The following is a 24,953-nucleotide window of genomic DNA, read 5'->3' as shown; positions in this document are numbered from 1 at the left end:
GAAAGGAGGGCGCCACTATGAACCAATTAAAACAAAAATACCAAGATGAAATTTCAACATCATTAATGAATAAATTCAATTATGAATCTGTTATGCAAGTACCAAAAGTAGATAAAATTGTTATTAACATGGGTGTTGGTGATGCAGTTCAAAATACAAAAGCATTAGATAGTGCTGTTGAGGAACTTTCTTTAATTTCTGGTCAGAAACCATTAATCACTCGTGCAAAGAAATCCATTGCTGGTTTCCGTCTTCGTGAAGGGATGCCGATTGGGGCAAAAGTAACTCTTCGCGGTGAGCGTATGTATGACTTCCTTCAAAAGTTGATTGATGTATCACTTCCACGTGTACGTGATTTCCGTGGTATTTCCAAAAAAGCTTTTGATGGCCGTGGTAACTACACATTAGGTGTTAAAGAACAACTGATTTTCCCAGAAATTAACTATGATAAGGTAAGCAAAGTTCGTGGTATGGATATCGTTATAGTAACAACATCTAATACTGACGAAGAAGCTCGTGAACTTTTAGCTCAGCTAGGCATGCCTTTCCAAAAATAAGCTAAGAGCTAATACAAGGAGGGAAAATTGTGGCTAAAAAATCTATGATTGCGAAACAAAAACGTACTCACAAATATAAAGTACAAGAATACACACGCTGCGAGCGTTGTGGTCGTCCGCATTCTGTAATCCGTAAATTTAAACTTTGCCGTATTTGTTTCCGTGAACTTGCCTATAAAGGTCAAATTCCTGGTGTCAAAAAAGCAAGCTGGTAAACCCCGATTCGGGAAGGAGGTAATTAGTAATGGTTATGACAGATCCAATCGCAGATATGCTTACTCGCATTCGTAATGCAAATATGGTAAAACATGAAAAATTAGAGCTTCCTGCTTCTAACATGAAAAAAGAGATCGCTGATATCCTGAAACGTGAAGGTTTTGTTAAAGATTATGAATTAGTCGAAGACAACAAACAAGGTGTTTTGCGTATCTTCCTTAAATATAGCACGACTGAAGACAGAGTAATTACAGGTATCAAACGTATCAGTAAACCAGGATTGCGCGTATACGCTAAAGCAGAAGAAGTGCCACGTGTACTTAATGGTTTAGGTATAGCTATCGTATCAACATCTAAAGGTGTGTTATCTGACAAAGAAGCACGTTCGCAAGCTGTTGGTGGCGAAGTTCTAGCGTATGTTTGGTAATTAACATTTTTTAATAAGGAGGTGTATGGAATGTCTCGTATAGGACTTAAACCGGTTGAAATTCCAGAAAGTGTAGAAATTAAACTTAATGGCACTACGGTTACTGTTAAAGGACCAAAAGGTGAATTAACTAGAGAACTGCACCAAGATATGAAAGTTAATATTGAAGGTAACGTGCTTACAGTTGAACGTCCAAGTGATCATAAAGACCATCGTGCCCTGCACGGAACTACTCGCAGCCTGATTAACAACATGGTAGAAGGCGTAAGTAAAGGTTTCGAAAAATCACTTGAAATTATTGGTGTTGGTTATCGTGCGCAAAAACAAGGAAACAAACTTGTGATTAACGCTGGGTATTCACATCCAGTTGAAATTGATCCAATTGACGGCATCGAAATTGATGTTCCTAAAAACACGCAATTAATTGTAAAAGGTATTGATAAAGAACTGGTTGGAGCAATAGCATCTAATATTAGAGCAATCAGACCACCAGAACCTTACAAAGGTAAAGGTATTCGTTACACGAATGAACATGTTCGTCGTAAAGAAGGTAAAACTGCTAAGTAAGATTGGTTAGGGAGCAGAAAGGAGTGACCTAGATGATCACAAAACCTGATAAAAATATTATTCGTAAAAAGAGACATGGTCGTGTTCGTAAAAACCTTTTTGGTACAGCCGAGCGTCCTCGTCTAAACGTATTTCGTTCAAATAAAAACATTTATGCTCAATTGATAGATGATATTAATGGCGTAACTGTAGCAAGTGCTTCAACTGCTGACAAAGAGTTGAATATTAGCGGTGCTGCTAATGTTGAAGCTGCTAAGCAAGTTGGGGAAGCTATTGCTAAACGTGCTAAAGATAATGGTTATAAATCAGTTGTATTTGACCGTGGAGGATATCTTTATCATGGACGTATTCAAGCATTGGCAGACGCTGCCCGCGAGGCAGGTCTTGAATTTTAATCGATAAGGAGGGAACCATTGTATGAAAACTAACATCGATGCTAACAAACTAGATCTAGAAGAACGCGTTGTTACGATCAACCGAGTAGCTAAAGTAGTAAAAGGTGGACGTCGCTTCCGTTTTGCAGCACTAGTAGTTGTTGGAGATAAAAACGGTCATGTAGGTTTCGGTACTGGTAAAGCGCAAGAAGTACCTGAAGCAATTAAAAAAGCAGTTGATGACGCGAAGAAAAACTTGATTACTGTACCAATCGTTGGAACTACAATTCCTCACCAAATTAATGGACGATTCGGCGCTGGTAATGTATTGATGAAGCCAGCTTCAGAAGGTACTGGAGTTATCTCCGGTGGTCCGGTTCGTGCTATTTTAGAACTTGCTGGTGTAGGCGATATTTTAACAAAATCACTTGGTTCTAACACACCAATTAATATGATCCGTGCAACATTAAATGGCTTAACAAACTTAAAAACAGCTGAAGACGTAGCAAAATTACGTGGAAAGTCTGTAGAAGAACTGTTAGGATAAGGAGGGAAACACTATGTCTAAAAAATTAGAAATAACCCTCACTCGCAGTGTCATTGGTGGTTCACCAGTTCAAAAAGGAACTGTAGAAGCATTAGGGTTAAAGAGAATTCGTCAATCCGTTGTACGTGAAGATACTCCAGCCATTCGTGGTATGGTAAATAGAGTGTCCCACTTATTGACAGTTAAAGAAATTTAATTATATATTAGCGTAAAGAGGAGGTGCTCGCATGAAACTTCATGAATTGAAGGCAGCAGAAGGAACTCGTAAAGAGAGAAATCGTGTTGGACGTGGTACGTCTTCTGGTAACGGAAAAACTTCCGGCCGTGGACATAAAGGACAAAAAGCACGTTCAGGCGGTGGTGTACGTCCGGGCTTTGAAGGTGGACAAATGCCTTTATTCCAACGTCTACCTAAACGCGGATTTACAAACATCAATCGCAAAGAATATTCAATCGTAAACTTAGATACGTTAAATGGCTTTGAAGAAGGCACTGAAATTACACCTGAGCTATTACTTGAAAATGGTGTCGTAAGCAAACTTAATGCCGGTATTAAAATACTTGGCAAAGGCGCTATCGAGAAAAAGTTAAAAGTAAAAGCTCATAAGTTCTCAACTTCAGCTAAAGAAGCAATTGAGGCAGCGGGCGGTCAAACCGAGGTGATTTAATGTTTCGTACAATCTCCAATTTTATGCGCGTAGCTGATATTAGACGAAAGATAATTTTTACATTATTAATGTTAATTGTATTTCGCCTAGGTACATTTATACCTGTGCCGTTCACTGATAAAGCGGCAATTGATTTTATGAACCAGCAAAATGTATTTGGGTTTATGAACACCTTTGGTGGTGGAGCCCTTCAAAACTTCTCGATTTTTGCGATGGGAATTATGCCGTACATTACAGCATCCATCATTATGCAGTTATTGCAAATGGATGTTGTACCTAAATTTACCGAATGGAAAAAACAAGGTGAAATGGGTCGTAAAAAAATTGCACAGGTTACTCGCTATGGAACGATTGTTCTTGCCTTTGTTCAAGCAATTGCAATGTCAGTTGGATTCAACGCGATGGCTGGCGGGTTGTTAATAGCTGATCCAAGCTTCACGAAATTTCTTGTTATTGCTATTGTACTAACAGCTGGAACTGCATTCTTAATGTGGGTTGGGGAACAAATCACTGCACATGGTGTCGGCAACGGAATCTCTATCTTAATATTCGCTGGTATCGTAGCAGCTATACCTAATGGTGTTGGTCAACTTTACACTCAGTATTTTGTTAATCCTGGAGATGAGTTGTTCATAAATATCATTATCGTTCTACTGATTGCATTAGTTGCTGTTGCTGTAACAGTTGGAGTTATTTTTGTGAACCAGGCATTAAGGAAAATTCCAATCCAGTATGCAAAAAAGACAGTTAATCGATCTCCAGTAGGTGGTCAATCCACACATTTACCTATTAAAGTAAATGCTGCGGGTGTTATACCTGTAATCTTCGCGATTGCTTTTATGATAGCACCGACAACGATTGCTGGTTTCTTTGAAGGTAATCAAATAGCTCAGTCAATAGCATATATATTTGATTACACGCAGCCGGTTGGTATGGTAATATATGTAGCATTAATTATTGCTTTCACGTATTTCTATACATTCATTCAGGTAAATCCTGAACAGATGGCTGAAAACTTGCAAAAACAAGGTGGATATGTACCTGGTATACGACCTGGGAATAATACAGAGAAATATCTGACCCGTGTTATGTATCGCTTAACATTTGTAGGTGCACTATTTCTAGCGGCAGTTTCTGTATTTCCTATGATTTTAGGTGGTCTTGCTAATCTGCCAACAGCAGTACAAATAGGTGGCACAAGTTTACTAATCGTTGTAGGGGTAGCATTACAAACAATGAAACAACTAGAGAGTCAATTAGTGAAGCGTCACTACAAAGGATTTATTAAGTAATTTCCTGCTGCCAATGAGAGCGAGGGAAAAATATTGAATTTAATTTTAATGGGGTTACCTGGTGCTGGAAAAGGTACGCAGGCTGAGAAAATAAATAAAAAATATAACATCCCGCATATTTCAACAGGGGATATGTTCCGACTGGCTATCAAAGAGGGTACAGACCTTGGTATGAAAGCTAAGGACTATATGGATCAAGGTGATCTTGTTCCGGATGAAGTAACCATTGGAATTGTAAAAGAACGTCTAAGCAAAGCTGATTGTGTGAATGGATTTCTACTGGATGGTTTTCCAAGAACCATCGCTCAAGCAGAAGCTTTACAACAACTTCTAACTGATTTAAACCGATCTATAGATTATGTTTTACATGTAGATGTTCCAGAAGAAAAATTGGTAGAGCGTTTAACTGGACGGAGAATTTGTCCAACTTGCGGAACTACGTATCATGTTGTATACAATCCTCCTAAACAGGAAGGCGTATGTGATAATGATGGTTCTAAGTTAATTCAACGGGATGACGATCAACCAGAAACGGTTAAGAAACGTTTATCCGTTAATATTGAGCAAACACAACCGTTACTTGATTTTTACCAGGATAAAGGATATCTTTTGAAGGTAGATGGAGATCGAGACATTGAAGTAGTCTTTCAGGATATTCAAACTATATTGGGAAAATAAGTCATTTATTGTTTTGTGATACAGATAAGATGCATTTCTATCTCTGAGTGTTATAATAAATGACGTGAGTTAACGAGAAAAAAATGTATTACTTTATATAAAGTGACGCAGGATCATAAATAGTTACTCGATTTTCTATATAAACTATAGCCTAAGTGATGGTGAGCGCTGTTGTACGAGAATGATTCGATTCCAATGAAGGGTCAGATTGTTCGTATTAAGCAAGGACGCGATGCGGGTCAGTATGCAGTTGTTATTGCAATTGTGGATGATCGGTTTGTTCTGCTGGCCGACGGGGAAAAGCGCAAAACGAATAGACCAAAGAAGAAGAATCTGCATCATATTGAGACGATGGATTATGTTTCACCAGAAGTCCAAAACAGCCTTCTAGAAACTGGTCGTGTCACAAATGGGAAATTGCGATTTGCCATAACGAATTTTATAGGTGAGGTTGTGACTGATTTGAAGAAGGGAGATCAACACGATGGCGAAAGATGATGTAATTGAAGTTGAAGGTACCGTAAAGGATACATTGCCAAATGCGATGTTTAAAGTTGAGCTTGAAAATGGCCATACGGTCTTAGCGCATGTATCTGGCAAAATCCGTATGCATTTTATCCGCATATTACCGGGTGATAAAGTAACGGTTGAACTTTCTCCGTATGATTTAACCAGAGGGCGAATTACGTACCGTTATAAATAAACGAGCTCCGATATAAAAGGAGGTAAAGATGATGAAAGTAAGAGCATCTGTTAAACCAATTTGCGAAAAATGCAAAGTCATCAAACGCAAAGGCAAAGTAATGGTGATTTGTGAAAATCCGAAACACAAACAAAAACAAGGCTAAAAAACAGGAGGTGCTTATGTTCTATGGCACGTATTGCAGGTATTGATATTCCACGTGATAAACGTGTAGTAATTTCACTCACTTACATTTATGGAATTGGAAAAGTTACCGCACAGAAAGTCCTTAAAGAAGCAGGCGTTTCTGAAGACACTCGTGTACGTGATTTAACAGAAGAAGAGTTAGGTAAAATCCGTCAATCGATGGAAGAGTTTAACACGGAAGGTGATCTTCGTCGTGAAGTTTCACTTAACATCAAACGTCTAATCGAAATTGGTTCTTATAGAGGTATTCGTCACCGTCGTGGTTTACCAGTTCGTGGACAACATACGAAAAACAACTCACGTACTCGTAAAGGTCCACGTCGTACAATGGCTAATAAGAAAAAGTAAAGTAAGGAGGTAAGCTAATCAATGGTACGTAAAACGAATACACGTAAACGTCGTGTGAAAAAGAATATTGAGTCGGGTATAGCACATATCCGTTCTACATTTAATAATACAATTGTTACAATTACAGATACTCACGGTAACGCTGTTGGATGGAGTTCTGCTGGTGCATTAGGCTTCAGAGGTTCTCGTAAATCTACCCCTTTTGCAGCTCAAATGGCAGCTGAATCTGCTGCAAAAACAGCAGTTGAAAATGGCATGAAAACATTAGAAGTTACCGTTAAAGGCCCAGGTGCTGGTCGTGAAGCTGCAATTCGTTCACTTCAAGCGGCAGGTTTGGAAGTTACTGCAATTGTTGATGTAACACCAGTTCCTCATAATGGTTGCCGCCCACCAAAACGTCGTCGTGTTTAATTATACCGTATAGAATTTGTCACCCTGTCTATAATGGGTTATGATAGCTTAAATATAAAGCAACGATCTAACAGCATCCAAGACAGAATTGTACGAAAGAAATACAGGTAGCGCAGAAACGCCAACTGCCTTATTTGAGGAATTTCGGTTAGACAAATGTCTAGCCGGGGTTTCGACGTTTTAAAGGAGGGTTTTATTGAATGATCGAAATAGAAAAGCCAAAAATTGAAACGCTTGAAATCAGCGATGATGCTACATTTGGAAAATTTGTGGTTGAACCGCTTGAACGTGGATATGGTGCCACTCTTGGAAACTCCTTGCGTCGTATCTTATTATCCTCACTTCCAGGTGCTGCAGTTACTACAGTCCAAATTGACGGAGCACTGCATGAGTTTTCAACGATTGATGGTGTTGTTGAAGATGTAACAACAATAATTTTGAATCTGAAAAAACTTGCTTTAAAAATTTATTCTGATGAACCAAAAACATTAGAAATAGATGTACAAGGCGAAGGAAAAGTTACAGCTGCTGATCTAACTTATGATAGTGATGTAGAAGTAATGAATCCTGAACTGCAGATTGCTACGCTAAACAGTAAAGGCAACTTGCATGTGAAATTAACAGCTGAACGTGGCCGTGGTTATCGTCAAGCTGAAGTAAACAATAGTGAGGAACTACCAATTGGCGTTATTCCGGTTGATTCTATCTTCACTCCAGTATCACGTGTAACTTATCAAGTGGAAAATACACGTGTAGGCCAAGTGGCGAACTATGACAAATTAACATTGGATGTTTCAACTGATGGTAGTATTCGTCCTGAAGAAGCCGTTTCTTTAGGTGCTAAAATTATTACAGAACATCTTAATATATTTGTTGGTTTAACGGATGAAGCACAGAATGCTGAAATCATGGTAGAAAAAGAAGAAGATCAAAAAGAGAAAGTCATGGAAATGACAATCGAAGAACTTGATCTATCTGTAAGATCATACAACTGCTTAAAACGAGCTGGAATCAATACTGTTCATGAACTTGCCAACAAGTCTGAAGAGGATATGATGAAAGTACGTAATTTAGGCCGTAAATCTTTAGAAGAAGTAAAAGTAAAATTAGTGGACCTAGGTTTAGGTTTACGTGATGATGACTGATTTATACAGTCACCTTTAACGTTTCAAAAAAGGGAGGGATAGTCCGTGGCTAGAAAGTTAGGACGTACAACAGACAATCGTATGGCGCTACTTCGCAACCTTGCATCTGATTTAATTATTCATGAACGGATCGAAACAACAGAAGCAAAAGCGAAAGAACTTAAATCTACAGTAGAAAAAATGATTACACTTGGAAAACGTGGTGATCTTCATGCACGTCGTCAGGCTGCAGCATTCTTATACAACAAAGAGGCAGATGAAGAAAATAGTGTTCTTCAAAAACTTTTTGATGACGTTGCTGTACGTTATGAAGACAGACAAGGTGGATACACTCGTGTTCTTAAACTAGGTGAACGCCAAGGTGATGGAGCAAAAATGGCAATCATTGAATTGGTTTAATCAGGCTACATGCGGCAAGGGCAGGACTCAATCTCTCTCACGAGGTTAATCCAAGCCCTTTTTTTGTAGATTGAAAGGCGGAGACGACCGATTAGAAGCGAAGGCATAAGCAAGGGATCACAAGTGCAGGTGGGTTTTCCTGCACAGTGTATCTATTGCTTATGACCGCAGCTTCTGGGAGTCAGAGCTGGATCTAGTAAGAAAAGTGAAAGTGCGCGTTCAGCGGCGTTGTCTTACACGAAATGAGATTTACACCTTATTCTTATTCATAATTGAATACATAATACATACATATTTTTTCCTGGATGTCAGCATAGTGGTAGAGGAGGTTTCATGATGAGTAAGAAATTAGTTGAGTTTAGAAATGTATCTTTCAAGTACGGAGATAAAGAACCCTGGGTATTAAGAAACTGTTCATTTGAAATCTATGAAAATGAATGGGTTGCTATTATTGGACATAATGGTTCAGGAAAGTCAACAATAGCCAAATTATTAAACGGATTATTATTCCCTCAGGAAGGCGAGATTATCATAGATGGACAGCAAGTAAATGAAGATTCCATCTGGAATATTCGGAAAGAAGTAGGAATGGTTTTTCAAAATCCGGATAATCAATTTGTTGGAGCCACCGTACAGGATGATGTTGCTTTCGGTATGGAGAATCGAGGATTTCCAAGAGAAGAAATGCAGAAAAGAATTACAGAGACCTTATCTGCGGTACGTATGCAGGACTATCGCCTAACTGAACCACATCGACTATCAGGTGGACAAAAGCAGCGCGTTGCTATTGCGAGTGTGTTGGCAATTTCTCCGAAAGTACTCATTTTAGACGAAGCTACCGCTATGCTGGATCCGAGTGGACGTAAAGAGATTATGGATACGGTCGGGGGGATCCAGGAGAGTAATGGATTATCCCTTATAACGATTACACATGACTTACAGGAAGTGGTTCAAGCTGAACGCGTTATTGTAATGAACAATGGTGAGAAATGGAAGGAAGCTTCCCCAAGGGAGATCTTTTCCGAAAAAGATGCATTGCGCAAAATTGGTTTGGATGTTCCTTTCGTAGCTATCCTGGCAGAAGAGTTAAAACTAGCAGGTGTTAGCCTGAGGGCTGCACCGTTAAATCAAGATGAATTGTTGGAGGACCTATGGACATTACATTCAAGAACGTAACCTATATCTATCAACAAAATACGCCGTTTGCACATAAAGCGATTGAAGATCTTTCCTTTCAAGTAGAGTCAGGATCGTTTGTTGCAATTATTGGGCATACGGGATCAGGTAAATCAACGCTTATTCAGCATTTAAATGGCCTCTCTGTTCCAACTGAGGGAGAAGTTATAATTGGTGACTATCGACTGTCAAAAGATCATAAACCAAAGGATATGAAGGAATTACGAAGCCGGGTAGGTGTCGTCTTTCAATATCCAGAGCATCAACTATTTGAGGAGACGGTTGCAAAAGACATTGCATTCGGGCCCCAGAACTTTGGTGTTTCCGAAGGCGAGATTCAAAAGCGGATAAAAGAAATCATTCCCGCCGTAGGGCTTAATGAAAGTGTCCTTGAACGATCTCCGTTTGATTTAAGTGGTGGTCAGATGCGTAGAGTAGCAATTGCCGGGGTACTGGCTGTAAGTCCTGATGTACTCGTGCTTGATGAACCGACTGCCGGACTCGACCCAAGGGGACAAAAGGAAATCATGGATATGTTCTATAACCTACACAAGGAACAAGGCTTAACGACCATTCTAGTTACACATAGTATGGAAGATGCTTTAAAATATGCAGATCAGGTGCTTATTCTCAACAAAGGGACAAAGTTCATGGAAGGTACTCCGGAAGAAGTTTTTAACGAAAAGGAAGCACTTCAGAGTGTCCATTTGGATGTACCTGAGATGGTGCAATTTTTAAATAGATTCCAGGAAAAATTTGGAACAACTATACCATTTAAAAAACAATCGGTAAAAGAAATTGCACAATCGATTCGGCATATTATTGAAGGAGCTGAATCTAGATGAACAATTCATTGATTATCGGACAATATGTACCAGGGGAGTCATTGGTACACCGCTTGGATCCGAGGACCAAAATTACGATCATCTTTTTCTTTGTATTTATTGTCTTTTTAGCCAATAATGTTGCGAGTTATAGTCTATTAACTATTTTCGCACTGGCATGTATGTTTACCTCTAAAGTTCCTATCCGCTTTATTATAAAGGGTCTGACACCTGTATGGTTTTTAATTATATTTACTTTTATATTGCACTTATTTGTTACAAGAGAAGGCACCGTTATATTTGAGTTCTGGATTTTTGAATTTTATTCTGGTGGCCTTATTCAAGGAATAGCAATTTCTGTGCGATTTTTCTTATTAATTCTTGTGACTTCGTTATTGACATTGACAACTACACCGATTGAAATAACGGATGCGATAGAAGATATGCTTCATCCATTGAAAAGATTTAAGTTTCCAGTTCATGAATTGGCATTAATGATGTCTATTTCTTTAAGGTTCATTCCTACTTTGATGCAGGAAACGGATAAAATTTCAAGAGCACAGGCATCCCGTGGTGTTGATTTCAAAACCGGTCCGATCAAAGAAAGAATTAAAGCTGTTGTACCACTCTTAGTGCCGTTATTTGTTAGTGCATTTAAACGTGCAGAAGAACTGGCAATGGCAATGGAAGCAAGAGGCTATCAGGGGGGCGAAGGTCGTTCAAAGCTTAGAGAGTTAAAAATAGAAAAGCGTGATGTTCTTATTTTTATTTTGTTTGCTTTTGTAATAACGGGGTTACTTCTTGTTAGGTCGTAAAGTTTAGAAAGGCTGGTTGATAATGGCAAGATTAAAATGTGTTGTTAAATATGACGGTTCCGGATTCTACGGATTTCAAGTTCAACCACAAAATCGAACCGTACAGGGGGTTCTGGAGAGAGTCCTTAAGGAGATGCATAAAGGGGCTGAAATACGTCTGCAAGCTTCAGGACGCACTGATACTGGCGTACACGCCATTGGACAAGTGATACACTTCGAATCGACGTATGATATTCCCGAAGAAAACTGGAAACGCGCTCTAAATACGCTTCTCCCCGATGATATTTATATTCAAGAGGTTATCAAGGTATCTGGAGAATTTCATGCAAGATACAGTGTTTCCGAAAAAGAATATCATTATTTTGTTCGGAATGCAGTGGAGCCGGATGTATTTTCGCGTAACTATACGTACCATTTTCCATATGAAATCGATATTGAAAAAGTAACGGAGGCTTGCCGTTATTTGGAAGGGACACATGATTTCACAACCTTTTCTTCAGCAAAATCGACTATTAAGGGAGAGAAAGTTCGAACACTTTATCATGCATCCTGTATAAAGCAGGGCAATGATATAGAGTTTATTTTCCGTGGTAGCGGGTTCTTGTATAACATGGTCCGGATAATGGTCAGTGTTCTTCTGGATATTGGTCAAGGACGAAGAAAACCTGAAGACATTCCTATTCTATTGGAAAAGAGAGATCGCCAACAAGTAGGGAAAACAATATCTCCAAATGGCTTGTACCTATGGAAAGTGAAGTATAATAAAGAATACAAATTAATATAAGGGATTAAATCTCTCAAGCCCTTGACAAATCGCTGTAATTTGTTATATTATGATATATGGCATTTTATTTCTAAACCATGATTAGCCCCGGAATCTAATTATGTTAAGAATATAAAAAACGAATGAAAATAAAAATGAATTATTGATATATGGAGGGAAATCTATCATGCGCACAACTTTCATGGCGAATGAATCAAATATTGAACGCAAATGGCTTGTTGTGGATGCTGAAGGCCAACGTCTTGGTCGTCTAGCAAGTGAAGTTGCAGCTATCCTTCGCGGGAAGCAAAAACCAACTTACACACCACACGCGGATACTGGTGACAATGTTATCATTATCAATGCAGAGAAAATTGAATTAACTGGAAACAAAATTAACGACAAAATGTACTACCGTCACTCTGGCCATCCAGGTGGATTAAAAGAACGTAATGCTGACGAAATGCGTACTAAATACCCTGAACAAATGCTTGAGCTTGCTATCAAAGGCATGCTTCCAAAAGGTCCATTAGGCCGTAAAATGGGTAAAAAATTACACGTATTCAGAGGCGCTGAACATACACATCAAGCACAACAACCTGAAGTTTACGAACTTCGCGGATAATTAAGAGGAGGTTAATCAATTGGCACAAGTAGAATATTACGGCACAGGTCGCCGCAAAAGCTCAACAGCACGTGTACGTCTAATACCAGGCACAGGTAATACCACAATTAATGGTCGCGATGCAAGAGACTATTTCCCATATGAAACTCAATTGTTGATTTTAAATCAGCCATTAGTAACTACAGAAACACAAGGAACTTATGATGTTTTAGTTAACGTTCATGGTGGAGGATTCACTGGTCAAGCTGGTGCAATTCGTCACGGTATCTCTCGTGCGCTTCTTGAAGCAGATCCAGAATACCGTCCAAGCTTAAAGAGCGCAGGATTCTTAACTCGTGATTCACGTATGAAAGAGCGTAAAAAATACGGTCTTAAAGGCGCACGTAAAGCACCTCAGTTCTCAAAACGTTAATTCTATTATCGTTTCAAAGACTCTCACCTTTTGGTTGAGGGTCTTTTTTTGTTCAAAAGATTGATGAAAGATATAAATTGTTTGGATGAGGTACTACATCAGACACATACTATGATGGCTAGCAGACAAAATAAGGGCATGGAGGTGCTTTTTATGAGTAAAAGAGGTAAGAATAAGCTGACGGATGGAATGAGTGATGAACAAGCCGTAAGAGGGAAATTATCTAAGGAATTTGATCATGAATTTGCCAATGAACCTTTGACTCCAGAAGAAAAGTTCAATAACAAGAAGACGAAGAAAAGACAATAATGATTAAGAACTCTCAGACCTTATGTTTGAGAGTTCTTTTTATCTTTGTTCATTTGACAAAAAACGGGAAGTGACAGTGATCGGTTTTCTGTTGGTAACTTATAATAAAACCGCTTTGGGGGCCAGCCCAAAGCGGTTTGTGTTAGTTATGAGATGAAATACTATAGTCCAAATAAATTTGGAAGGAACAAGCTTAATTGTGGGATAAATGTTATAAATAACAGAACCACAATAACTACTGCAAAGAACGGAAGCAGGGTTTTAATAACTTGTTCAATTCTAACGTCTGCCACAGAGGCACCAACAAATAGTGCACTACCAACAGGTGGTGTCATGTTTCCAATACATAAAGCAAAACATAAGACGATTCCAAAGTGAACAGGATCCATTTGGAACGTTTCTGCTACGGGTAAAAATATCGGTGTAAATATGAGTACGGCAGGTGTAATATCCATAAATGTACCGACAAGAAGCAGAATTACTAGCATGATAAGTAGTATTCCGATTTGATTATCTGTTATAGATAACAGCAGATCACTGATTAACTGCGGTAAGTTCATATAGGACATAATCAATGAAAATAATGCAGAAGCGGTAATTAGGAATAGAATCATCCCAGTAATTTCAATGGTTTCCTTTAATATGATTGGAATATCCTTTACCTTTAAGCTTTTATATATCAATGAGAGTACAGTGGAATAAAGTACTGCAACGGCTGCACCCTCTGTTGCTGTAAATATACCGGCAATAATCCCACCAATAACGATAACGATTAATAGTAAACTTGGAATAGCACTCCAGATAATATAGAGCACGTCTTTAAAGGATGGCAAGCTTGATACCGGATAATTTTCTTTTTTGGCCATGAAATAAGCAACAATCATTACCCCGACCCCCCAAAGAATCCCAGGTATATAGCCAGCCATAAATAATGCTGCAATCGAAGTACCGCCACTGACAAGTGAGTATACGATTATTACGGAACTTGGTGGGATGATTAGACCTGTCGGTGCAGATGCAATATTTACTGCTGCAGAGTACGTTCTTTTATATCCTTGATTATCTTGCATCGGTGTCATAATACGCCCCATTGCTGCTGCAGATGCAACACTAGAACCGGCAATCGATCCAAAGAGCATATTCCCGACTACATTCGTATGTGCAAGAGAACCGGGAAGTTTTCCAACAAGTATCTTGGCAAAGTTAACTAATCGGAACGCGATTCCACCCGTACTCATAATAATCCCTGATAGTACGAATAACGGAATGGCAAGCATTGTAAAGTTATCAATTCCAGTAACCATTCGTTGGGCCGAGGTCATGATTGCTACATCAAATGGTAGCACGAGTAAAAAGGTCAATACGGAACTGGCAATGATTGCGATTGCAATTGGAACCCCAAACCACAATAAAAAGAGGAAGCTGGCAAATAATACGATCGCTGCAATTGTTTCCATTATACTCCAACCTCCTGATTATGGTTTTCCTTACTAGTTAACATGCTGTGAATCGTATAAATAATAATTAATATCCCGCAAACTGGTAATGCGGCATAGACGATTCCCATAGAGATTCCAGTTGCTGCAGCAGTTTGTGCAGAAGTTAATAGCACAACTCTTATTCCGCCATAAACCATAAGAATTCCAGTAATTAAAATAATCAGTATATCGGTCATTCGTTCAAATAAAATAACTGTTTTATCCCCTAATTTTTCTCTGAAAAATAGGATGGCAATATGTTTCTTTGCTCCAAATACATATGCAGCTGTCATTAATCCAAACCAAATTAGTAAATATCTTGTTACTTCTTCCGTACCCGGAGACGAAATATTAAATACATATCGCGCCAATATTTGCCATAAGGAAAGGATAACCATCATAATCAGCAAAAAGGATGAAAACGTTAAAAGTGTTTTATCTAGCTTGTCTTTAAATTTAATCATTTGCTTTCCCTCCCATAATTAGCTGATAAATATCTTTTGTTTTTTCATCATTGGCATAAGCTTTATGAAGCGGTTGCACAGCTTCGATAAATGGTTTCTTGTCTACTTCAATAAATTGCACGCCCATTTCATTTTTGGCTGTTTCTGTTTGCTCTTTTATTGCCTTTGCCCATACATCTTCATGGTAGGTGGTTGATTCATCTGCTGCTTCCTGGATAAGAGCTTGTTCGTCTTCGGAAAATTGGTTAAATCGTTCGGCATTCATAATCAACATATCCGGGACGATTTGGTGGCCTGTATACATATAGTACTTGGCGACTTCCCCGTGATTATTTCCGACTAAGGCGGTTTCATTGTTCTCGGCAGCGTCAATGATTCCAGATTGTAGAGATGTATATACTTCACCATAAGCCATTGCTGTCGGTATCCCACCTAAAGCTTCAATCATGTTTACACTTGTCTGGCTTGGCTGTACCCTCACTTTCAATCCACTCATATCTGATAGATCATTTACTTCCCTGTCCTTTGTATAAAGATGACGCATGCCAGCATTATAATAGGTTAGTCCGATAAAACCAATATCCTCTGTATTTTGATAAATTTTATCAGTAATTGACTTCGTGTTCATTACGTGTTCGAATTCTTCATATTCTTCAAAAACATATGGCAGACTAAAAATAGAGTAATCGGATTCAAATCCTTCCAAGGCACTGGCACTCACTTTTGCAACATCAACTGCTCCTGTTTGTGTTAGTTCAATTACTTCTCGTTCACTTCCCAACTGTCCATTCGGGAAAATATCCACTTGGATTGTGTCATTTGACTTTTCCTCTACCAATCTCCCGAATTCAACTAATGAAAGGTGTACAGGATGGTCTAGTGTCTGATTATGTGCAAGCTTTAACTCCTTTGTAACTGAATCACCTGACGCGTTTTGACAACCCGCAATAATCATTATAAATAATGAAACCGCTATTATTCTTAGTGTCTTCTTCATCTTTTAACCTCCCTAGGTGTGTATAATTGTAGTTATAAATAATAGTTCCCTAATTGATCTCAAGTTAATTACATAAATAACTATATTTTAGGTAGATAACGTTTAATTTTTGCCTAATTATAGATCTTATCACTCTAACTTTCAGATTAATTGGTAAACATATAATAAAACGCTTGAAATATAAAACGTTTACATATATTATGAAGTAAGTATAATATATATAGTTTGTTTTGTAAACAAACTAATTGTTTGCCTAGAACTTTAAAAATGAGGTTCTATTATAAATGGATTAGGGAAAAATCATTATATAATAAAAGGGAAGGGATGATTGAAAGTGAAGACCTTTATTACCGACGATTTTTTGCTTTATAATGAAACTGCGAAAGAGCTTTATCACAATACAGCAAAGAATTTACCAATTATTGATTATCATAACCATTTAAACCAGCATGAAATTTTAGAGGATAAGAATTACTCGAATTTGTCTCAAGTTTGGCTAGGTGGAGACCATTATAAATGGCGTGCATTACGTGCAAACGGACTAAGTGAGGATTATATCACTGGTGATAAGAGTGATTATGAGAAGTTTATGGCATGGGCAAAAACAGTGCCTAATACAATCGGAAATCCACTCTATCATTGGACACACTTAGAGTTATTAAGATATTTCGATATTGATCAAGTATTTAATGAGGAATCTGCACCAGCTATCTGGGAAGAGGCAAATGAGAAGTTGGCTGGCCCTGAATTTTCAACAAGATCATTATTAAGAAATAAAAAAGTTGAATTTGTTGGAACAACGGATGACCCTACCGATGATCTTGCAAGCCATCAAGCATTAGCTAAAGAGAATCAAGCTTTAACTGTTTCACCGTCATTTAGACCGGATAAAGGGTTAAGCATTGAAAATGATGACTTTTTAGCTTGGGTAGGGAAACTGGAACAGGCAACAAATACGACGATTGAAACTTACCGTGCCTTTTTAGATGGATTAGCTAGTCGTGTAGAATACTTTGATGAAAATGGCTGCAGAAGCTCTGATCACGGTATCAATGTCATGTTTTATGAAGCTGCAACTGAAAGTGAAGTTGCTAACATTTTCCTTAAACGTTTAAATGGTGAAACATTATCCGAAAAAGAAGTGGAACAATTTAAAACTTACACATTGGTGACACTCGGTGAGTTGTATGCAGATAAAGGCTGGGTTATGCAATTACACATCAATCCATTGCGTAATAATAGTACAAGAAGGTTTAAATTGATAGGACCGGATAGTGGATTTGATTCTGTTGGTGATCAACTGCTAGCGAATAAATTATCGAATTTACTTGATGCGATGGACATCAATGATAAACTTCCGAAAACTATTTTGTATAGCTTGAATTCACGAGATAACAATATACTTGCAGCAATGGCCGGTAATTTCCAAACTAGTGAAATACCTGGTAAAGTTCAATTTGGAACTGCATGGTGGTTTAATGATACAATTGACGGCATGGAAGACCAAATGAAGACACTCGCAAATATGGGGCTTATTAGTAATTTTGTCGGAATGCTTACAGACTCCCGTAGTTTTCTTTCATTTCCTAGACATGAATACTTTAGAAGAATTTTGTGTAATTTATTAGGAACATGGGTAGAGGAAGGCAAAGCACCAAAAGATATGGCATTACTTGAAACATATGTAAAAAACATCTGCTATGAAAATGCAAAACGCTACTTTGGAATATAAGGATTTCAATTTCCGTCCATTATTATGTATAATGTAAATGATTCATTTCAAATAAAGTAGCGAAGAGAGGAAATGATATAAATGACACAACAAATCGGTGTAATTGGATTAGCCGTTATGGGTAAAAATTTAGCTTTAAATATTGAAAGCAGAGGGTACTCTGTTTCCGTATTTAATCGTTCCTATAACAAAACAGAAGATTTTTTGACAAATGAAGCGAAAGGCAAAAACTTTGTCGGATCTGAGACAATCGAGGAATTCGTTAATTCACTTGAAAAACCACGTAAAATCTTACTAATGGTAAAAGCAGGTCCAGCTACAGATGCAACGATTGAATCTTTACAGCCGTATCTTGAAAAAGGCGATATTTTAATAGATGGCGGCAACACATTGTATGAAGATACAATCCGCCGTAATAAAATGCTTGATGAAACAGGTATTCACTTTATCGGAACTGGAGTTTCAGGTGGAGAAGAGGGTGCACTTAATGGACCTTCTATGATGCCTGGTGGTCAGAAAGAAGCGTATGAACTTGTAGCGCCTATATTTGAAGCTATTTCTGCAAAAGTTGATGGTGATCCATGTGTGACCTATATCGGGCCAAATGGTGCTGGTCATTTCGTGAAAATGGTTCATAACGGAATTGAGTATGGCGACATGCAATTAATTGCAGAAGCATATGATATTTTAAAAAATGTCCTTGGTATGGAAGCACAGGAGTTACATGAAGTATTCACCGAATGGAACAAGGGCGAGCTAGACAGCTATTTGGTTGAAATTACTGCGGACATCTTTACAAAAATAGATGATGAAACAGGTAAACCAATGGTTGATGTCATTATGGATAAAGCTGGTCAAAAGGGAACTGGAAAATGGACAAGCAAAAATGCATTGGATCTTGGGGTACCACTACCGTTGATTACAGAGTCTGTATTTGCTCGCTTCATCTCTTCATTGAAAGATGAGCGTGTAAAAGCAAGTAAAGTATTGAGTGGACCACAAACAGGCGCTTATGATGGTAATCGCGAAGAATTAATTGAAGCGGTTCGTAAAGCACTTTATATGAGTAAAATGGTTTCTTATGCACAAGGATTCGCACAATTGCGTGCAGCTTCCGAAGAAAACAACTGGGATCTTCAATACGGAGATATCGCTATGATTTGGCGTGGTGGATGTATTATTCGAGCTAACTTCTTACAAAAAATTAAAGATGCTTATGATAGGGAACCGGCATTGGCTAATTTAATGCTTGATCCATACTTCAAGGAAGTAGTGGAAGGCTATCAATCAGCATTGCGTGAAGTTGTTTCCGTTGCTATTAAAAATGGTATTGCAGTTCCTACATTCTCAAGCGCAGTAGCTTACTATGACAGCTACCGTACGGAAGACTTACCAGCAAACCTAATCCAAGCACAACGTGATTACTTTGGTGCACACACGTATCAACGTAAAGACAAAGAAGGAACTTTCCATACAAACTGGTTCTAAAAAAATCAAATTTAGATTTAAAAAAGGAGCATTCCCTTGATAGATGGGAGTGCTCCTTTTTTGGCAAGTAAGAAAGTATAAACTTTCTTACTTGCATAAGTGCAACTAAGGCATTCGCCGAAAAGGCTTGGCGGATACCAAGTTTTCTAACTAACTTAACTAGAAAGCTTTAATTATTTAATATCTCTATTTTATGATTTGTATATGGAATATGTTTTTCGGAATCAGAAAATATTAATTCAGGGACTTCAAAGAAATTTTGAATTGCTATCGCACATGCTCCCATTATGCAGGCATCTTTCCCAAGCGTTGATAGTACGATTTCACCATATTGACTTACAGAAGAAACTAAATTCCCCTTGATCTTTTCGATTACATTCGGGTACGTTTGTAATACTTCACTGTTGAGTACAATTGTTTCCGGGTTATATAAATTAATAATGTTATTCAGACCAATGGATAAATATTTAATAAATATTTCCATTTCTTCATAAACAATCGGATTCTTTTCGTTTACTAAATTATAAAATTCATTTTGTGTAATAACCGGTTTATCAAGTCTCTTGGCAATTTGTTCATATAAACGAGGCTCTGCTGCATAAAGTTCCCAACAACCATAGTTTCCACATTTGCATAATGCCCCGTCGGGAGAGATAATCATATGCCCCATTTCACCGGCATAACCATGATAACCTTTGTGTATATGCCCATCCACCATAATTCCAGCACCAATACCAGAGGATAAGATTATATTAAGCAGGTTGTCACTTTTATGGTAGTGATAAACTTTTTCTGCATAGGATGATAAATTAGCATTATTATCAATGTGAATATTTAAATCGAAATTTATTTTTTCTTTTATATCAGATTTAAGACTTTTGCTATGCCATTTATATCTTGGAATGAAAAAAATGTTTTCTTCTTTGTTTACAGTTCCATGAATGCCGATTACCGTACTGATTAACCCGTATCGACTATGACTGCAATTTTTATGGTACTTCTGAATCTGCTCTACGAGTAACAGGACGATTTCTTCATAATTTTCACTGTCCAAGAAAATTTTTTCGTGATGGACAGGATATCCGAGTAAATCAGACAAGGTATACTGAATTTCTTTATAATCCAAGTCGATTCCTAGTACATAACCTACATCACGTTTGATGGAAAGCATAATTGGTCTTCTTCCAACTGCGTTATGCTCCTGTTGCGTTTCATAGATTAAATCTTCCTCTAGTAAAGCAGCAACCTGAATAGAGATAGTTGCTTTGTTTAACCCAGTAATTTTTGCTAGTTCTGCCCGGGATATCATACCATGTTCAATAATTGTTTTTAAGATTAGACTCCTATTAATTTTCTTTATGTAAGCCCCATCACCCGTAACCATAACTTGACCCACCCCAATCTAAATTATAAAATAAATGTAAGCGCTTGTTATAACTATTATTAATATACTATAAATTCAAGCCACTTTAAGGAAAAGAAGATTTATTGACGTCCTGTGTATAATAGTGATATTCTTTTCTTGAACTTATGGTTTGTCTATTAAACAAAGTAATATACTAAAATAGTACATTAAAACGTTCCGTATTCAAAATGAAAAGGTTTACATAATTATGAGAGCAAGTATAAGAAATTGCAATATATCTATATTATAACAAAAAAAGGAGCAATTGGAATGAAAATTCTATATTTTGATTGTTTTTCTGGTATAAGCGGGGATATGACAATTGCATCACTCGTTGATGCGGGTGGGGATCCTATATACATGGAGAATGAATTAAAAAAACTTGGTATGGACGATGAATATCAACTAAAATGGAATAAAGTCGTTAAAAATGGCATTACAAGCACCAAATTTGATGTAATTCTATTAAGTGAGGAACACGAACATCAGCATGAGCATCACTCACAGGAACACGATCAACAGGAACATTCACATGAGCATGGACATGATCATACACATGAACATCATGAGCACACGCATACACATAGCCATCACCATAGTCATCGTTCCTATAAAGATATCGTAAATCTCATTCACTCAGCTGGCTTTGAGGAACAGGTACAGAATACGGCATTGAAGATTTTTAAGAAAATTGGAGAAGCAGAGGGACGTATTCATGGAATGCCATTAGAGGATGTACATTTTCATGAAGTAGGTGCGGTGGATTCAATTGTCGATATCGTGGGAACAGCTATTTTAATTCATCAAATGGAAATTGATAAAGTGAAGTCAGCTCCAGTTCCAGTAGGTGGAGGTAAGATACGCATTGATCACGGAGTTTATCCAGTGCCTGCACCAGCAACATTGGAAATTTTACGAGGGATTCCTATTGCGGGGAGTGAATTAAAAGCAGAACTGACGACCCCGACGGGAGCGGCAATCATCGCAGTTCTCGCTGAAGAATTTGGAAGCATGCCATCACTTAAAGTAAATACAATTGGTTATGGGGCAGGGACAAAAACATTTGCCGACCACCCCAATGTATTACGTACCATTATCGGAGAATAACGAAGCAAATATGAAGGCTGTTTTCTAAATAATTGGCGGTGCAGTTAGCAACAATCTATGCGAAAACAGCTAATAAGAAAAAACGTTTTAACGTTTACAGGAGGGCTTTATAATGAAAATTGCATTAATTGCTCATGATAAGAAGAAAGACGATATGGTTCGGTTTACGGAAGCATATCAATATAGTTTGGAAAAACACGAACTATTTGCTACTGGGACAACAGGTTTGAGAATTTCGGAGAATACAGGTCTGGAGATTCATCGTTTCCAGTCTGGCCCACTTGGTGGCGATCAGCAAATAGGAGCCATGGTTGCGGATAATAGTATGGACATGATAATTTTTTTCCGAGATCCATTGACAGCTCAGCCACATGAGCCGGATATATCTGCCCTGATGCGGTTATGTGATGTGTACTCCATTCCTTTAGCAACAAATATGGGTTCAGCTGAGATTCTCATTCATGCATTAGAGCGTGGGGATCTGAAATGGCGCGAGATTATACGTGATAAAAAGGGGTAAATAGTTTGGCGTATCATATGTGGTGGTTGACTAGGAAACGTCATCATGATATTCTATTTATGTAATTAGTTTATCCGACAAACTAATTACATCCCTAGATGAAAGGGATTACAAGTAACGGTGTTAATTATCCTTTTTAAGGGAATAGTAATTATAAAGTATATTCGATAGTTAATTAGTTAAATATAATCTGAAATGGAGTGAATTAGCTGTATGGGTATTTTGCAAGAGCTGCTAAATGATATTCCTGTTCCCAAGATGGCAAAAGTTAAGCAAACGTTTGACAGCACAAGGGAAGAAGATGTTATAGGAACTTTACAGGAACAACTGGAGCGTGTAAAAGATACGGTTAAACCAGGGATGGAAATAGCTGTGGCGGTTGGAAGCAGAGGTGTGGATCGCCTTGTAGATCTAACTGCGTTCACGATTAAGTTTCTTCAGGATTTAGGTGCAAAACCGTTTATTGTTCCATCTATGGGTAGTCATGGAGGAGCAACTGCCCAAGGGCAGGAAGCGGTGCTTGAACACTTAGGTATTACAAAAGAGACCGTTAACGCAGAGATTCGTTCATCCATGGAAGTTATTAAAATTGGTGAACTTCCTAATGGATTACCAGTTTATATTGATAAACTTGCATCTGAAGCGGATGGCATTGTCGTAATTAATCGTGTGAAACCACATACCGCTTTTCGTGGTCCTGTGGAAAGTGGAATTATGAAAATGATCAGTATTGGACTTGGAAAGCAAAAGGGGGCAGAAGCATGTCACCAGCTTGGCTTTAAGCATATGGCAGAACATGTCCCGGCAATGGCCAAGATGATTATGGAGAAAATGCCGATTATTTTTTCGGTTGCAACCGTCGAGAATGCATTTGATAAAGTTGCAAAGCTGGAAGTCCTTCTTCCGGAAGAAGTAGAGAATAAAGAAGTTGAGCTACAAAAGCTATCCAAACAATTGCTTCCAAAACTTTTCTTTGATGAGATCGATGTGCTAGTCATTGATGAAATTGGGAAAAACATTAGTGGAGATGGAATGGACCCGAACGTAACCGGTCGATATCCAACACCATATGCACATGGTGGTCCAGATGTTTCGAAAATGGTTGTCCTTGATGTAACACCTGAATCAGAAGGAAATGCCAATGGCGTAGGAACGGCTGATTTTACTACAGAACGTCTTGTTAATAAAATGGATAAGCATGGGACATATGCCAATGGGCTTACGTCAACGGTTGTGGGACCAACCCATATATCTACCACATTACCAACTGATAAAATGGCGATCCAGGCAGCAGTAAAGACATGTAATATCCTTGATTTTACAAAAGTTAAGCTAGTACGAATTAAAAACACATTGGATATAGGAGAAATTGAAGTCTCTGAATCATTGCTTGAGCATGTGGAAAAGCATCCTAATCTGGAACAGAGTTCAGAGCTGTACGAATTTGATTTTAATGAGCAAGGAAATTTATTCCAATAATAAAATGGGGGAATTGAAATGAGTAAACTATTTGATTTAACTGGGAAAACAGCAGTAGCTATCGGTGGAAACAGTACGTTAGGAAGTTCCATGGCTAAAGGCCTTGCAGCAGAAGGTGCGAAAATTGCTATCGTTGGAAGAAACTTGGAGAAGGCAGAAGTTGTTGTAAAAGAAATTGAAGAAGAAGGCGGTTCTGCAAAAGCCTTTCAAGGAGATGTTAGTGACCTTGAGTCTATCGAACGTGTAGCAAATGAAATTAAAGAATGGTCAGGCGGCTGGGATATTATTTTAAATGCACCTGGTAAGAACAGCTCGACACCATTCATGGAACTTGCAGCAGAAGAGTGGGATGATATTATGGATGTCAACCTAAGAGGGCTTGTTTTCTCAACACAAATTTTTGTGAAAGATATGATTGAACAAAAGAGACAAGGAAGCATTATTAATATTTCATCTGTTTCATCAACAACACCATTATCACGTGTATTCACCTATTCTGCATCAAAAGCTGGCGTGAACAGCGTGACACAATATTTAGCGAAAGAGTTTGCACCACATGGCATTCGAGTAAATGCGATTATCCCAGGATTCTTCCCTGCGGAGCAAAATCGTAAAATATTGGATGAGGATCGTATTGAATCCATTATGAACCATACACCAATGAACCGCTTTGGAGAACCGGAAGAACTACAAGGTGCAGCAGTCTACCTTGCATCTGATAAAGCGTCAGGATTTGTTACCGGGTCATTGCTTCGTGTTGATGGTGGATATGGTAGTATGACAATATAGTAAATACTTATGAAGGCTTTGGAGGAATTAATCACCTTCAAAGTCTTTTTAC

34 protein-coding genes are annotated in these 24,953 nt (G+C 38.1%); 30 read left to right on the top strand and 4 right to left on the bottom strand.

The features are described from left to right. The first annotated feature begins 17 nt into the window (after positions 1-17). From rplE to sspO, 24 genes are all read left to right on the top strand, one after another. On the top strand, positions 18-557 hold the full coding sequence (gene rplE, locus ACHABU_RS18920; protein ID WP_435766521.1) for a 50S ribosomal protein L5: 540 nt from the start codon (positions 18-20) through the stop codon (positions 555-557). Positions 558-586: 29 nt separating this feature from the next. Further along, complete coding sequence (gene rpsN / locus ACHABU_RS18915) at positions 587-772, top strand: 30S ribosomal protein S14 (RefSeq protein WP_379498147.1); 186 nt, start codon at positions 587-589, stop codon at positions 770-772. Between the two features lie 29 nt (positions 773-801). Beyond that, a complete protein-coding gene (gene rpsH, locus ACHABU_RS18910; protein WP_435766520.1) occupies positions 802-1,200 on the top strand; it encodes a 30S ribosomal protein S8 in 399 nt (132 codons plus the stop codon). A 30-nt stretch (positions 1,201-1,230) separates the two neighbouring features. Further along, positions 1,231-1,767 carry a 50S ribosomal protein L6 gene (gene rplF / locus ACHABU_RS18905; protein ID WP_435766519.1) on the top strand — a complete coding sequence of 179 codons (537 nt, stop codon included), beginning with the start codon at positions 1,231-1,233 and terminating at the stop codon, positions 1,765-1,767. Positions 1,768-1,799: 32 nt separating this feature from the next. Further along, positions 1,800-2,162, top strand: coding sequence for a 50S ribosomal protein L18 (gene rplR, locus ACHABU_RS18900; RefSeq protein WP_435766518.1), 363 nt, complete (start codon positions 1,800-1,802; stop codon positions 2,160-2,162). Positions 2,163-2,184: 22 nt separating this feature from the next. Then, positions 2,185-2,688, top strand: a complete 504-nt coding sequence (gene rpsE, locus ACHABU_RS18895; protein WP_435766517.1) for a 30S ribosomal protein S5 — start codon at positions 2,185-2,187, stop codon at positions 2,686-2,688. 13 nt (positions 2,689-2,701) lie between these two features. Next, complete coding sequence (gene rpmD / locus ACHABU_RS18890; protein WP_435766516.1) at positions 2,702-2,884, top strand: 50S ribosomal protein L30; 183 nt, start codon at positions 2,702-2,704, stop codon at positions 2,882-2,884. Positions 2,885-2,915: 31 nt separating this feature from the next. Beyond that, complete coding sequence (rplO, locus tag ACHABU_RS18885; RefSeq protein WP_435766515.1) at positions 2,916-3,356, top strand: 50S ribosomal protein L15; 441 nt, start codon at positions 2,916-2,918, stop codon at positions 3,354-3,356. After that, positions 3,356-4,648, top strand: coding sequence for a preprotein translocase subunit SecY (gene secY, locus ACHABU_RS18880; protein WP_435766514.1), 1,293 nt, complete (start codon positions 3,356-3,358; stop codon positions 4,646-4,648). The genes rplO and secY overlap by 1 nt, the downstream gene beginning before the upstream one ends. 33 nt (positions 4,649-4,681) lie before the next feature. Beyond that, complete coding sequence (locus tag ACHABU_RS18875; protein WP_435766513.1) at positions 4,682-5,326, top strand: adenylate kinase; 645 nt, start codon at positions 4,682-4,684, stop codon at positions 5,324-5,326. A 171-nt stretch (positions 5,327-5,497) separates the two neighbouring features. Then, a complete protein-coding gene (locus ACHABU_RS18870) occupies positions 5,498-5,824 on the top strand; it encodes a KOW motif-containing protein (protein WP_435766512.1) in 327 nt (108 codons plus the stop codon). Beyond that, positions 5,811-6,029, top strand: coding sequence for a translation initiation factor IF-1 (gene infA, locus ACHABU_RS18865; RefSeq protein WP_379498137.1), 219 nt, complete (start codon positions 5,811-5,813; stop codon positions 6,027-6,029). The genes ACHABU_RS18870 and infA overlap by 14 nt, the downstream gene beginning before the upstream one ends. Positions 6,030-6,060: 31 nt before the next feature. Next, entirely contained in the window at positions 6,061-6,174 is a 114-nt protein-coding gene (rpmJ, locus tag ACHABU_RS18860) for a 50S ribosomal protein L36 (RefSeq protein WP_010095733.1), read from the top strand. 23 nt (positions 6,175-6,197) lie between these two features. After that, entirely contained in the window at positions 6,198-6,563 is a 366-nt protein-coding gene (gene rpsM / locus ACHABU_RS18855) for a 30S ribosomal protein S13 (protein ID WP_435766511.1), read from the top strand. Positions 6,564-6,584: 21 nt separating this feature from the next. Continuing rightward, positions 6,585-6,974, top strand: coding sequence for a 30S ribosomal protein S11 (gene rpsK, locus ACHABU_RS18850; RefSeq protein WP_435766510.1), 390 nt, complete (start codon positions 6,585-6,587; stop codon positions 6,972-6,974). Positions 6,975-7,174: 200 nt separating this feature from the next. Further along, entirely contained in the window at positions 7,175-8,119 is a 945-nt protein-coding gene (locus ACHABU_RS18845; protein ID WP_435766509.1) for a DNA-directed RNA polymerase subunit alpha, read from the top strand. A 45-nt stretch (positions 8,120-8,164) separates the two neighbouring features. Continuing rightward, positions 8,165-8,518, top strand: coding sequence for a 50S ribosomal protein L17 (gene rplQ / locus ACHABU_RS18840; protein ID WP_435766508.1), 354 nt, complete (start codon positions 8,165-8,167; stop codon positions 8,516-8,518). A 336-nt stretch (positions 8,519-8,854) separates the two neighbouring features. Then, positions 8,855-9,694: an energy-coupling factor ABC transporter ATP-binding protein gene (locus tag ACHABU_RS18835; protein ID WP_435766507.1), complete on the top strand. Its 840-nt coding sequence runs from the start codon at positions 8,855-8,857 to the stop codon at positions 9,692-9,694. Then, positions 9,670-10,539: an energy-coupling factor ABC transporter ATP-binding protein gene (locus ACHABU_RS18830; RefSeq protein WP_435766506.1), complete on the top strand. Its 870-nt coding sequence runs from the start codon at positions 9,670-9,672 to the stop codon at positions 10,537-10,539. The genes ACHABU_RS18835 and ACHABU_RS18830 overlap by 25 nt, the downstream gene beginning before the upstream one ends. Beyond that, the gene (locus ACHABU_RS18825) at positions 10,536-11,333 is read left to right on the top strand and encodes an energy-coupling factor transporter transmembrane component T family protein (protein ID WP_435766505.1); all 798 of its coding nucleotides are present in this window, start codon (positions 10,536-10,538) and stop codon (positions 11,331-11,333) included. Before ACHABU_RS18830 ends, ACHABU_RS18825 begins: the two co-directional genes overlap by 4 nt. Positions 11,334-11,355: 22 nt before the next feature. After that, a complete protein-coding gene (gene truA, locus ACHABU_RS18820) occupies positions 11,356-12,117 on the top strand; it encodes a tRNA pseudouridine(38-40) synthase TruA (RefSeq protein ID WP_435766504.1) in 762 nt (253 codons plus the stop codon). Positions 12,118-12,283: 166 nt separating this feature from the next. Next, positions 12,284-12,721: a 50S ribosomal protein L13 gene (rplM, locus tag ACHABU_RS18815; protein ID WP_379498130.1), complete on the top strand. Its 438-nt coding sequence runs from the start codon at positions 12,284-12,286 to the stop codon at positions 12,719-12,721. 19 nt (positions 12,722-12,740) lie between these two features. Beyond that, the gene (gene rpsI / locus ACHABU_RS18810; protein ID WP_435766503.1) at positions 12,741-13,133 is read left to right on the top strand and encodes a 30S ribosomal protein S9; all 393 of its coding nucleotides are present in this window, start codon (positions 12,741-12,743) and stop codon (positions 13,131-13,133) included. Positions 13,134-13,286: 153 nt separating this feature from the next. Further along, positions 13,287-13,442 carry a small acid-soluble spore protein O gene (sspO, locus tag ACHABU_RS18805; protein ID WP_379498129.1) on the top strand — a complete coding sequence of 52 codons (156 nt, stop codon included), beginning with the start codon at positions 13,287-13,289 and terminating at the stop codon, positions 13,440-13,442. Between the two features lie 161 nt (positions 13,443-13,603). On the opposite strand, the gene ACHABU_RS18800 is transcribed toward sspO, so the two are convergent. Genes ACHABU_RS18800 through ACHABU_RS18790 form a run of 3 tightly spaced genes read right to left on the bottom strand, consistent with a single transcriptional unit; the run spans position 13,604 to position 16,381 of the window. Further along, positions 13,604-14,899, bottom strand: coding sequence for a TRAP transporter large permease (locus ACHABU_RS18800; RefSeq protein ID WP_435766502.1), 1,296 nt, complete (start codon positions 14,897-14,899; stop codon positions 13,604-13,606). Next, positions 14,899-15,384 (bottom strand): TRAP transporter small permease, encoded by a 486-nt coding sequence (locus ACHABU_RS18795; protein ID WP_435766501.1) that lies wholly within the window; start codon positions 15,382-15,384, stop codon positions 14,899-14,901. Before ACHABU_RS18795 ends, ACHABU_RS18800 begins: the two co-directional genes overlap by 1 nt. Then, a complete protein-coding gene (locus ACHABU_RS18790; RefSeq protein ID WP_435766500.1) occupies positions 15,377-16,381 on the bottom strand; it encodes a TRAP transporter substrate-binding protein in 1,005 nt (334 codons plus the stop codon). The genes ACHABU_RS18795 and ACHABU_RS18790 overlap by 8 nt, the downstream gene beginning before the upstream one ends. Positions 16,382-16,715: 334 nt before the next feature. Between ACHABU_RS18790 and uxaC the strand changes: the two genes are divergently transcribed. After that, positions 16,716-18,113 (top strand): glucuronate isomerase, encoded by a 1,398-nt coding sequence (gene uxaC / locus ACHABU_RS18785; protein ID WP_435766499.1) that lies wholly within the window; start codon positions 16,716-16,718, stop codon positions 18,111-18,113. Between the two features lie 81 nt (positions 18,114-18,194). Next, entirely contained in the window at positions 18,195-19,601 is a 1,407-nt protein-coding gene (gene gndA / locus ACHABU_RS18780; protein ID WP_435766498.1) for an NADP-dependent phosphogluconate dehydrogenase, read from the top strand. Positions 19,602-19,770: 169 nt separating this feature from the next. On the opposite strand, the gene ACHABU_RS18775 is transcribed toward gndA, so the two are convergent. Further along, positions 19,771-20,985, bottom strand: coding sequence for an ROK family protein (locus ACHABU_RS18775; protein WP_435766497.1), 1,215 nt, complete (start codon positions 20,983-20,985; stop codon positions 19,771-19,773). A 291-nt stretch (positions 20,986-21,276) separates the two neighbouring features. On the opposite strand from ACHABU_RS18775, the gene ACHABU_RS18770 reads away from it, so the two are divergent. The 4 genes from ACHABU_RS18770 to ACHABU_RS18755 all read left to right on the top strand — a co-directional run bounded on the left by ACHABU_RS18770 (position 21,277) and on the right by ACHABU_RS18755 (position 24,901). Next, a complete protein-coding gene (locus ACHABU_RS18770) occupies positions 21,277-22,113 on the top strand; it encodes a LarC family nickel insertion protein (protein ID WP_435766496.1) in 837 nt (278 codons plus the stop codon). A gap of 112 nt (positions 22,114-22,225) precedes the next feature. Then, complete coding sequence (gene mgsA / locus ACHABU_RS18765) at positions 22,226-22,633, top strand: methylglyoxal synthase (protein WP_435766495.1); 408 nt, start codon at positions 22,226-22,228, stop codon at positions 22,631-22,633. Between the two features lie 213 nt (positions 22,634-22,846). Continuing rightward, positions 22,847-24,112, top strand: a complete 1,266-nt coding sequence (locus ACHABU_RS18760; protein ID WP_435766494.1) for a lactate racemase domain-containing protein — start codon at positions 22,847-22,849, stop codon at positions 24,110-24,112. Positions 24,113-24,130: 18 nt separating this feature from the next. Further along, positions 24,131-24,901, top strand: a complete 771-nt coding sequence (locus tag ACHABU_RS18755) for an SDR family oxidoreductase (RefSeq protein ID WP_435766493.1) — start codon at positions 24,131-24,133, stop codon at positions 24,899-24,901. Positions 24,902-24,953: the final 52 nt, after the last annotated feature.

The organism is Oceanobacillus sp. CF4.6 (assembly GCF_051262635.1).
Lineage (GTDB): Bacteria > Bacillota > Bacilli > Bacillales > Amphibacillaceae > Oceanobacillus.
The sequence above is the reverse complement of the archived record's forward strand: the minus strand, read 5'-3'. Positions and strand labels throughout refer to the sequence as shown.

Excerpts from the sequence above, each read along its gene's own strand:
- rplE (WP_435766521.1), top strand. The coding sequence starts at position 18 with ATGAACCAATTAAAACAAAAATACCAAGATGAAATTTCAACATCATTA.
- rpsH (WP_435766520.1), top strand. The coding sequence starts at position 802 with ATGGTTATGACAGATCCAATCGCAGATATGCTTACTCGCATTCGTAAT.
- rplF (WP_435766519.1), top strand. The coding sequence starts at position 1,231 with ATGTCTCGTATAGGACTTAAACCGGTTGAAATTCCAGAAAGTGTAGAA.
- rplR (WP_435766518.1), top strand. The coding sequence starts at position 1,800 with ATGATCACAAAACCTGATAAAAATATTATTCGTAAAAAGAGACATGGT.
- rpsE (WP_435766517.1), top strand. The coding sequence starts at position 2,185 with ATGAAAACTAACATCGATGCTAACAAACTAGATCTAGAAGAACGCGTT.
- rpmD (WP_435766516.1), top strand. The coding sequence starts at position 2,702 with ATGTCTAAAAAATTAGAAATAACCCTCACTCGCAGTGTCATTGGTGGT.
- rplO (WP_435766515.1), top strand. The coding sequence starts at position 2,916 with ATGAAACTTCATGAATTGAAGGCAGCAGAAGGAACTCGTAAAGAGAGA.
- secY (WP_435766514.1), top strand. The coding sequence starts at position 3,356 with ATGTTTCGTACAATCTCCAATTTTATGCGCGTAGCTGATATTAGACGA.
- infA (WP_379498137.1), top strand. The coding sequence starts at position 5,811 with ATGGCGAAAGATGATGTAATTGAAGTTGAAGGTACCGTAAAGGATACA.
- rpmJ (WP_010095733.1), top strand. The coding sequence starts at position 6,061 with ATGAAAGTAAGAGCATCTGTTAAACCAATTTGCGAAAAATGCAAAGTC.
- rpsM (WP_435766511.1), top strand. The coding sequence starts at position 6,198 with ATGGCACGTATTGCAGGTATTGATATTCCACGTGATAAACGTGTAGTA.
- rpsK (WP_435766510.1), top strand. The coding sequence starts at position 6,585 with ATGGTACGTAAAACGAATACACGTAAACGTCGTGTGAAAAAGAATATT.
- ACHABU_RS18845 (WP_435766509.1), top strand. The coding sequence starts at position 7,175 with ATGATCGAAATAGAAAAGCCAAAAATTGAAACGCTTGAAATCAGCGAT.
- ACHABU_RS18835 (WP_435766507.1), top strand. The coding sequence starts at position 8,855 with ATGAGTAAGAAATTAGTTGAGTTTAGAAATGTATCTTTCAAGTACGGA.
- ACHABU_RS18830 (WP_435766506.1), top strand. The coding sequence starts at position 9,670 with ATGGACATTACATTCAAGAACGTAACCTATATCTATCAACAAAATACG.
- ACHABU_RS18825 (WP_435766505.1), top strand. The coding sequence starts at position 10,536 with ATGAACAATTCATTGATTATCGGACAATATGTACCAGGGGAGTCATTG.
- truA (WP_435766504.1), top strand. The coding sequence starts at position 11,356 with ATGGCAAGATTAAAATGTGTTGTTAAATATGACGGTTCCGGATTCTAC.
- rplM (WP_379498130.1), top strand. The coding sequence starts at position 12,284 with ATGCGCACAACTTTCATGGCGAATGAATCAAATATTGAACGCAAATGG.
- sspO (WP_379498129.1), top strand. The coding sequence starts at position 13,287 with ATGAGTAAAAGAGGTAAGAATAAGCTGACGGATGGAATGAGTGATGAA.
- ACHABU_RS18800 (WP_435766502.1), bottom strand. The coding sequence starts at position 14,899 with ATGGAAACAATTGCAGCGATCGTATTATTTGCCAGCTTCCTCTTTTTA.
- ACHABU_RS18795 (WP_435766501.1), bottom strand. The coding sequence starts at position 15,384 with ATGATTAAATTTAAAGACAAGCTAGATAAAACACTTTTAACGTTTTCA.
- ACHABU_RS18790 (WP_435766500.1), bottom strand. The coding sequence starts at position 16,381 with ATGAAGAAGACACTAAGAATAATAGCGGTTTCATTATTTATAATGATT.
- gndA (WP_435766498.1), top strand. The coding sequence starts at position 18,195 with ATGACACAACAAATCGGTGTAATTGGATTAGCCGTTATGGGTAAAAAT.
- ACHABU_RS18775 (WP_435766497.1), bottom strand. The coding sequence starts at position 20,985 with ATGGTTACGGGTGATGGGGCTTACATAAAGAAAATTAATAGGAGTCTA.
- ACHABU_RS18770 (WP_435766496.1), top strand. The coding sequence starts at position 21,277 with ATGAAAATTCTATATTTTGATTGTTTTTCTGGTATAAGCGGGGATATG.
- mgsA (WP_435766495.1), top strand. The coding sequence starts at position 22,226 with ATGAAAATTGCATTAATTGCTCATGATAAGAAGAAAGACGATATGGTT.
- ACHABU_RS18760 (WP_435766494.1), top strand. The coding sequence starts at position 22,847 with ATGGGTATTTTGCAAGAGCTGCTAAATGATATTCCTGTTCCCAAGATG.
- ACHABU_RS18755 (WP_435766493.1), top strand. The coding sequence starts at position 24,131 with ATGAGTAAACTATTTGATTTAACTGGGAAAACAGCAGTAGCTATCGGT.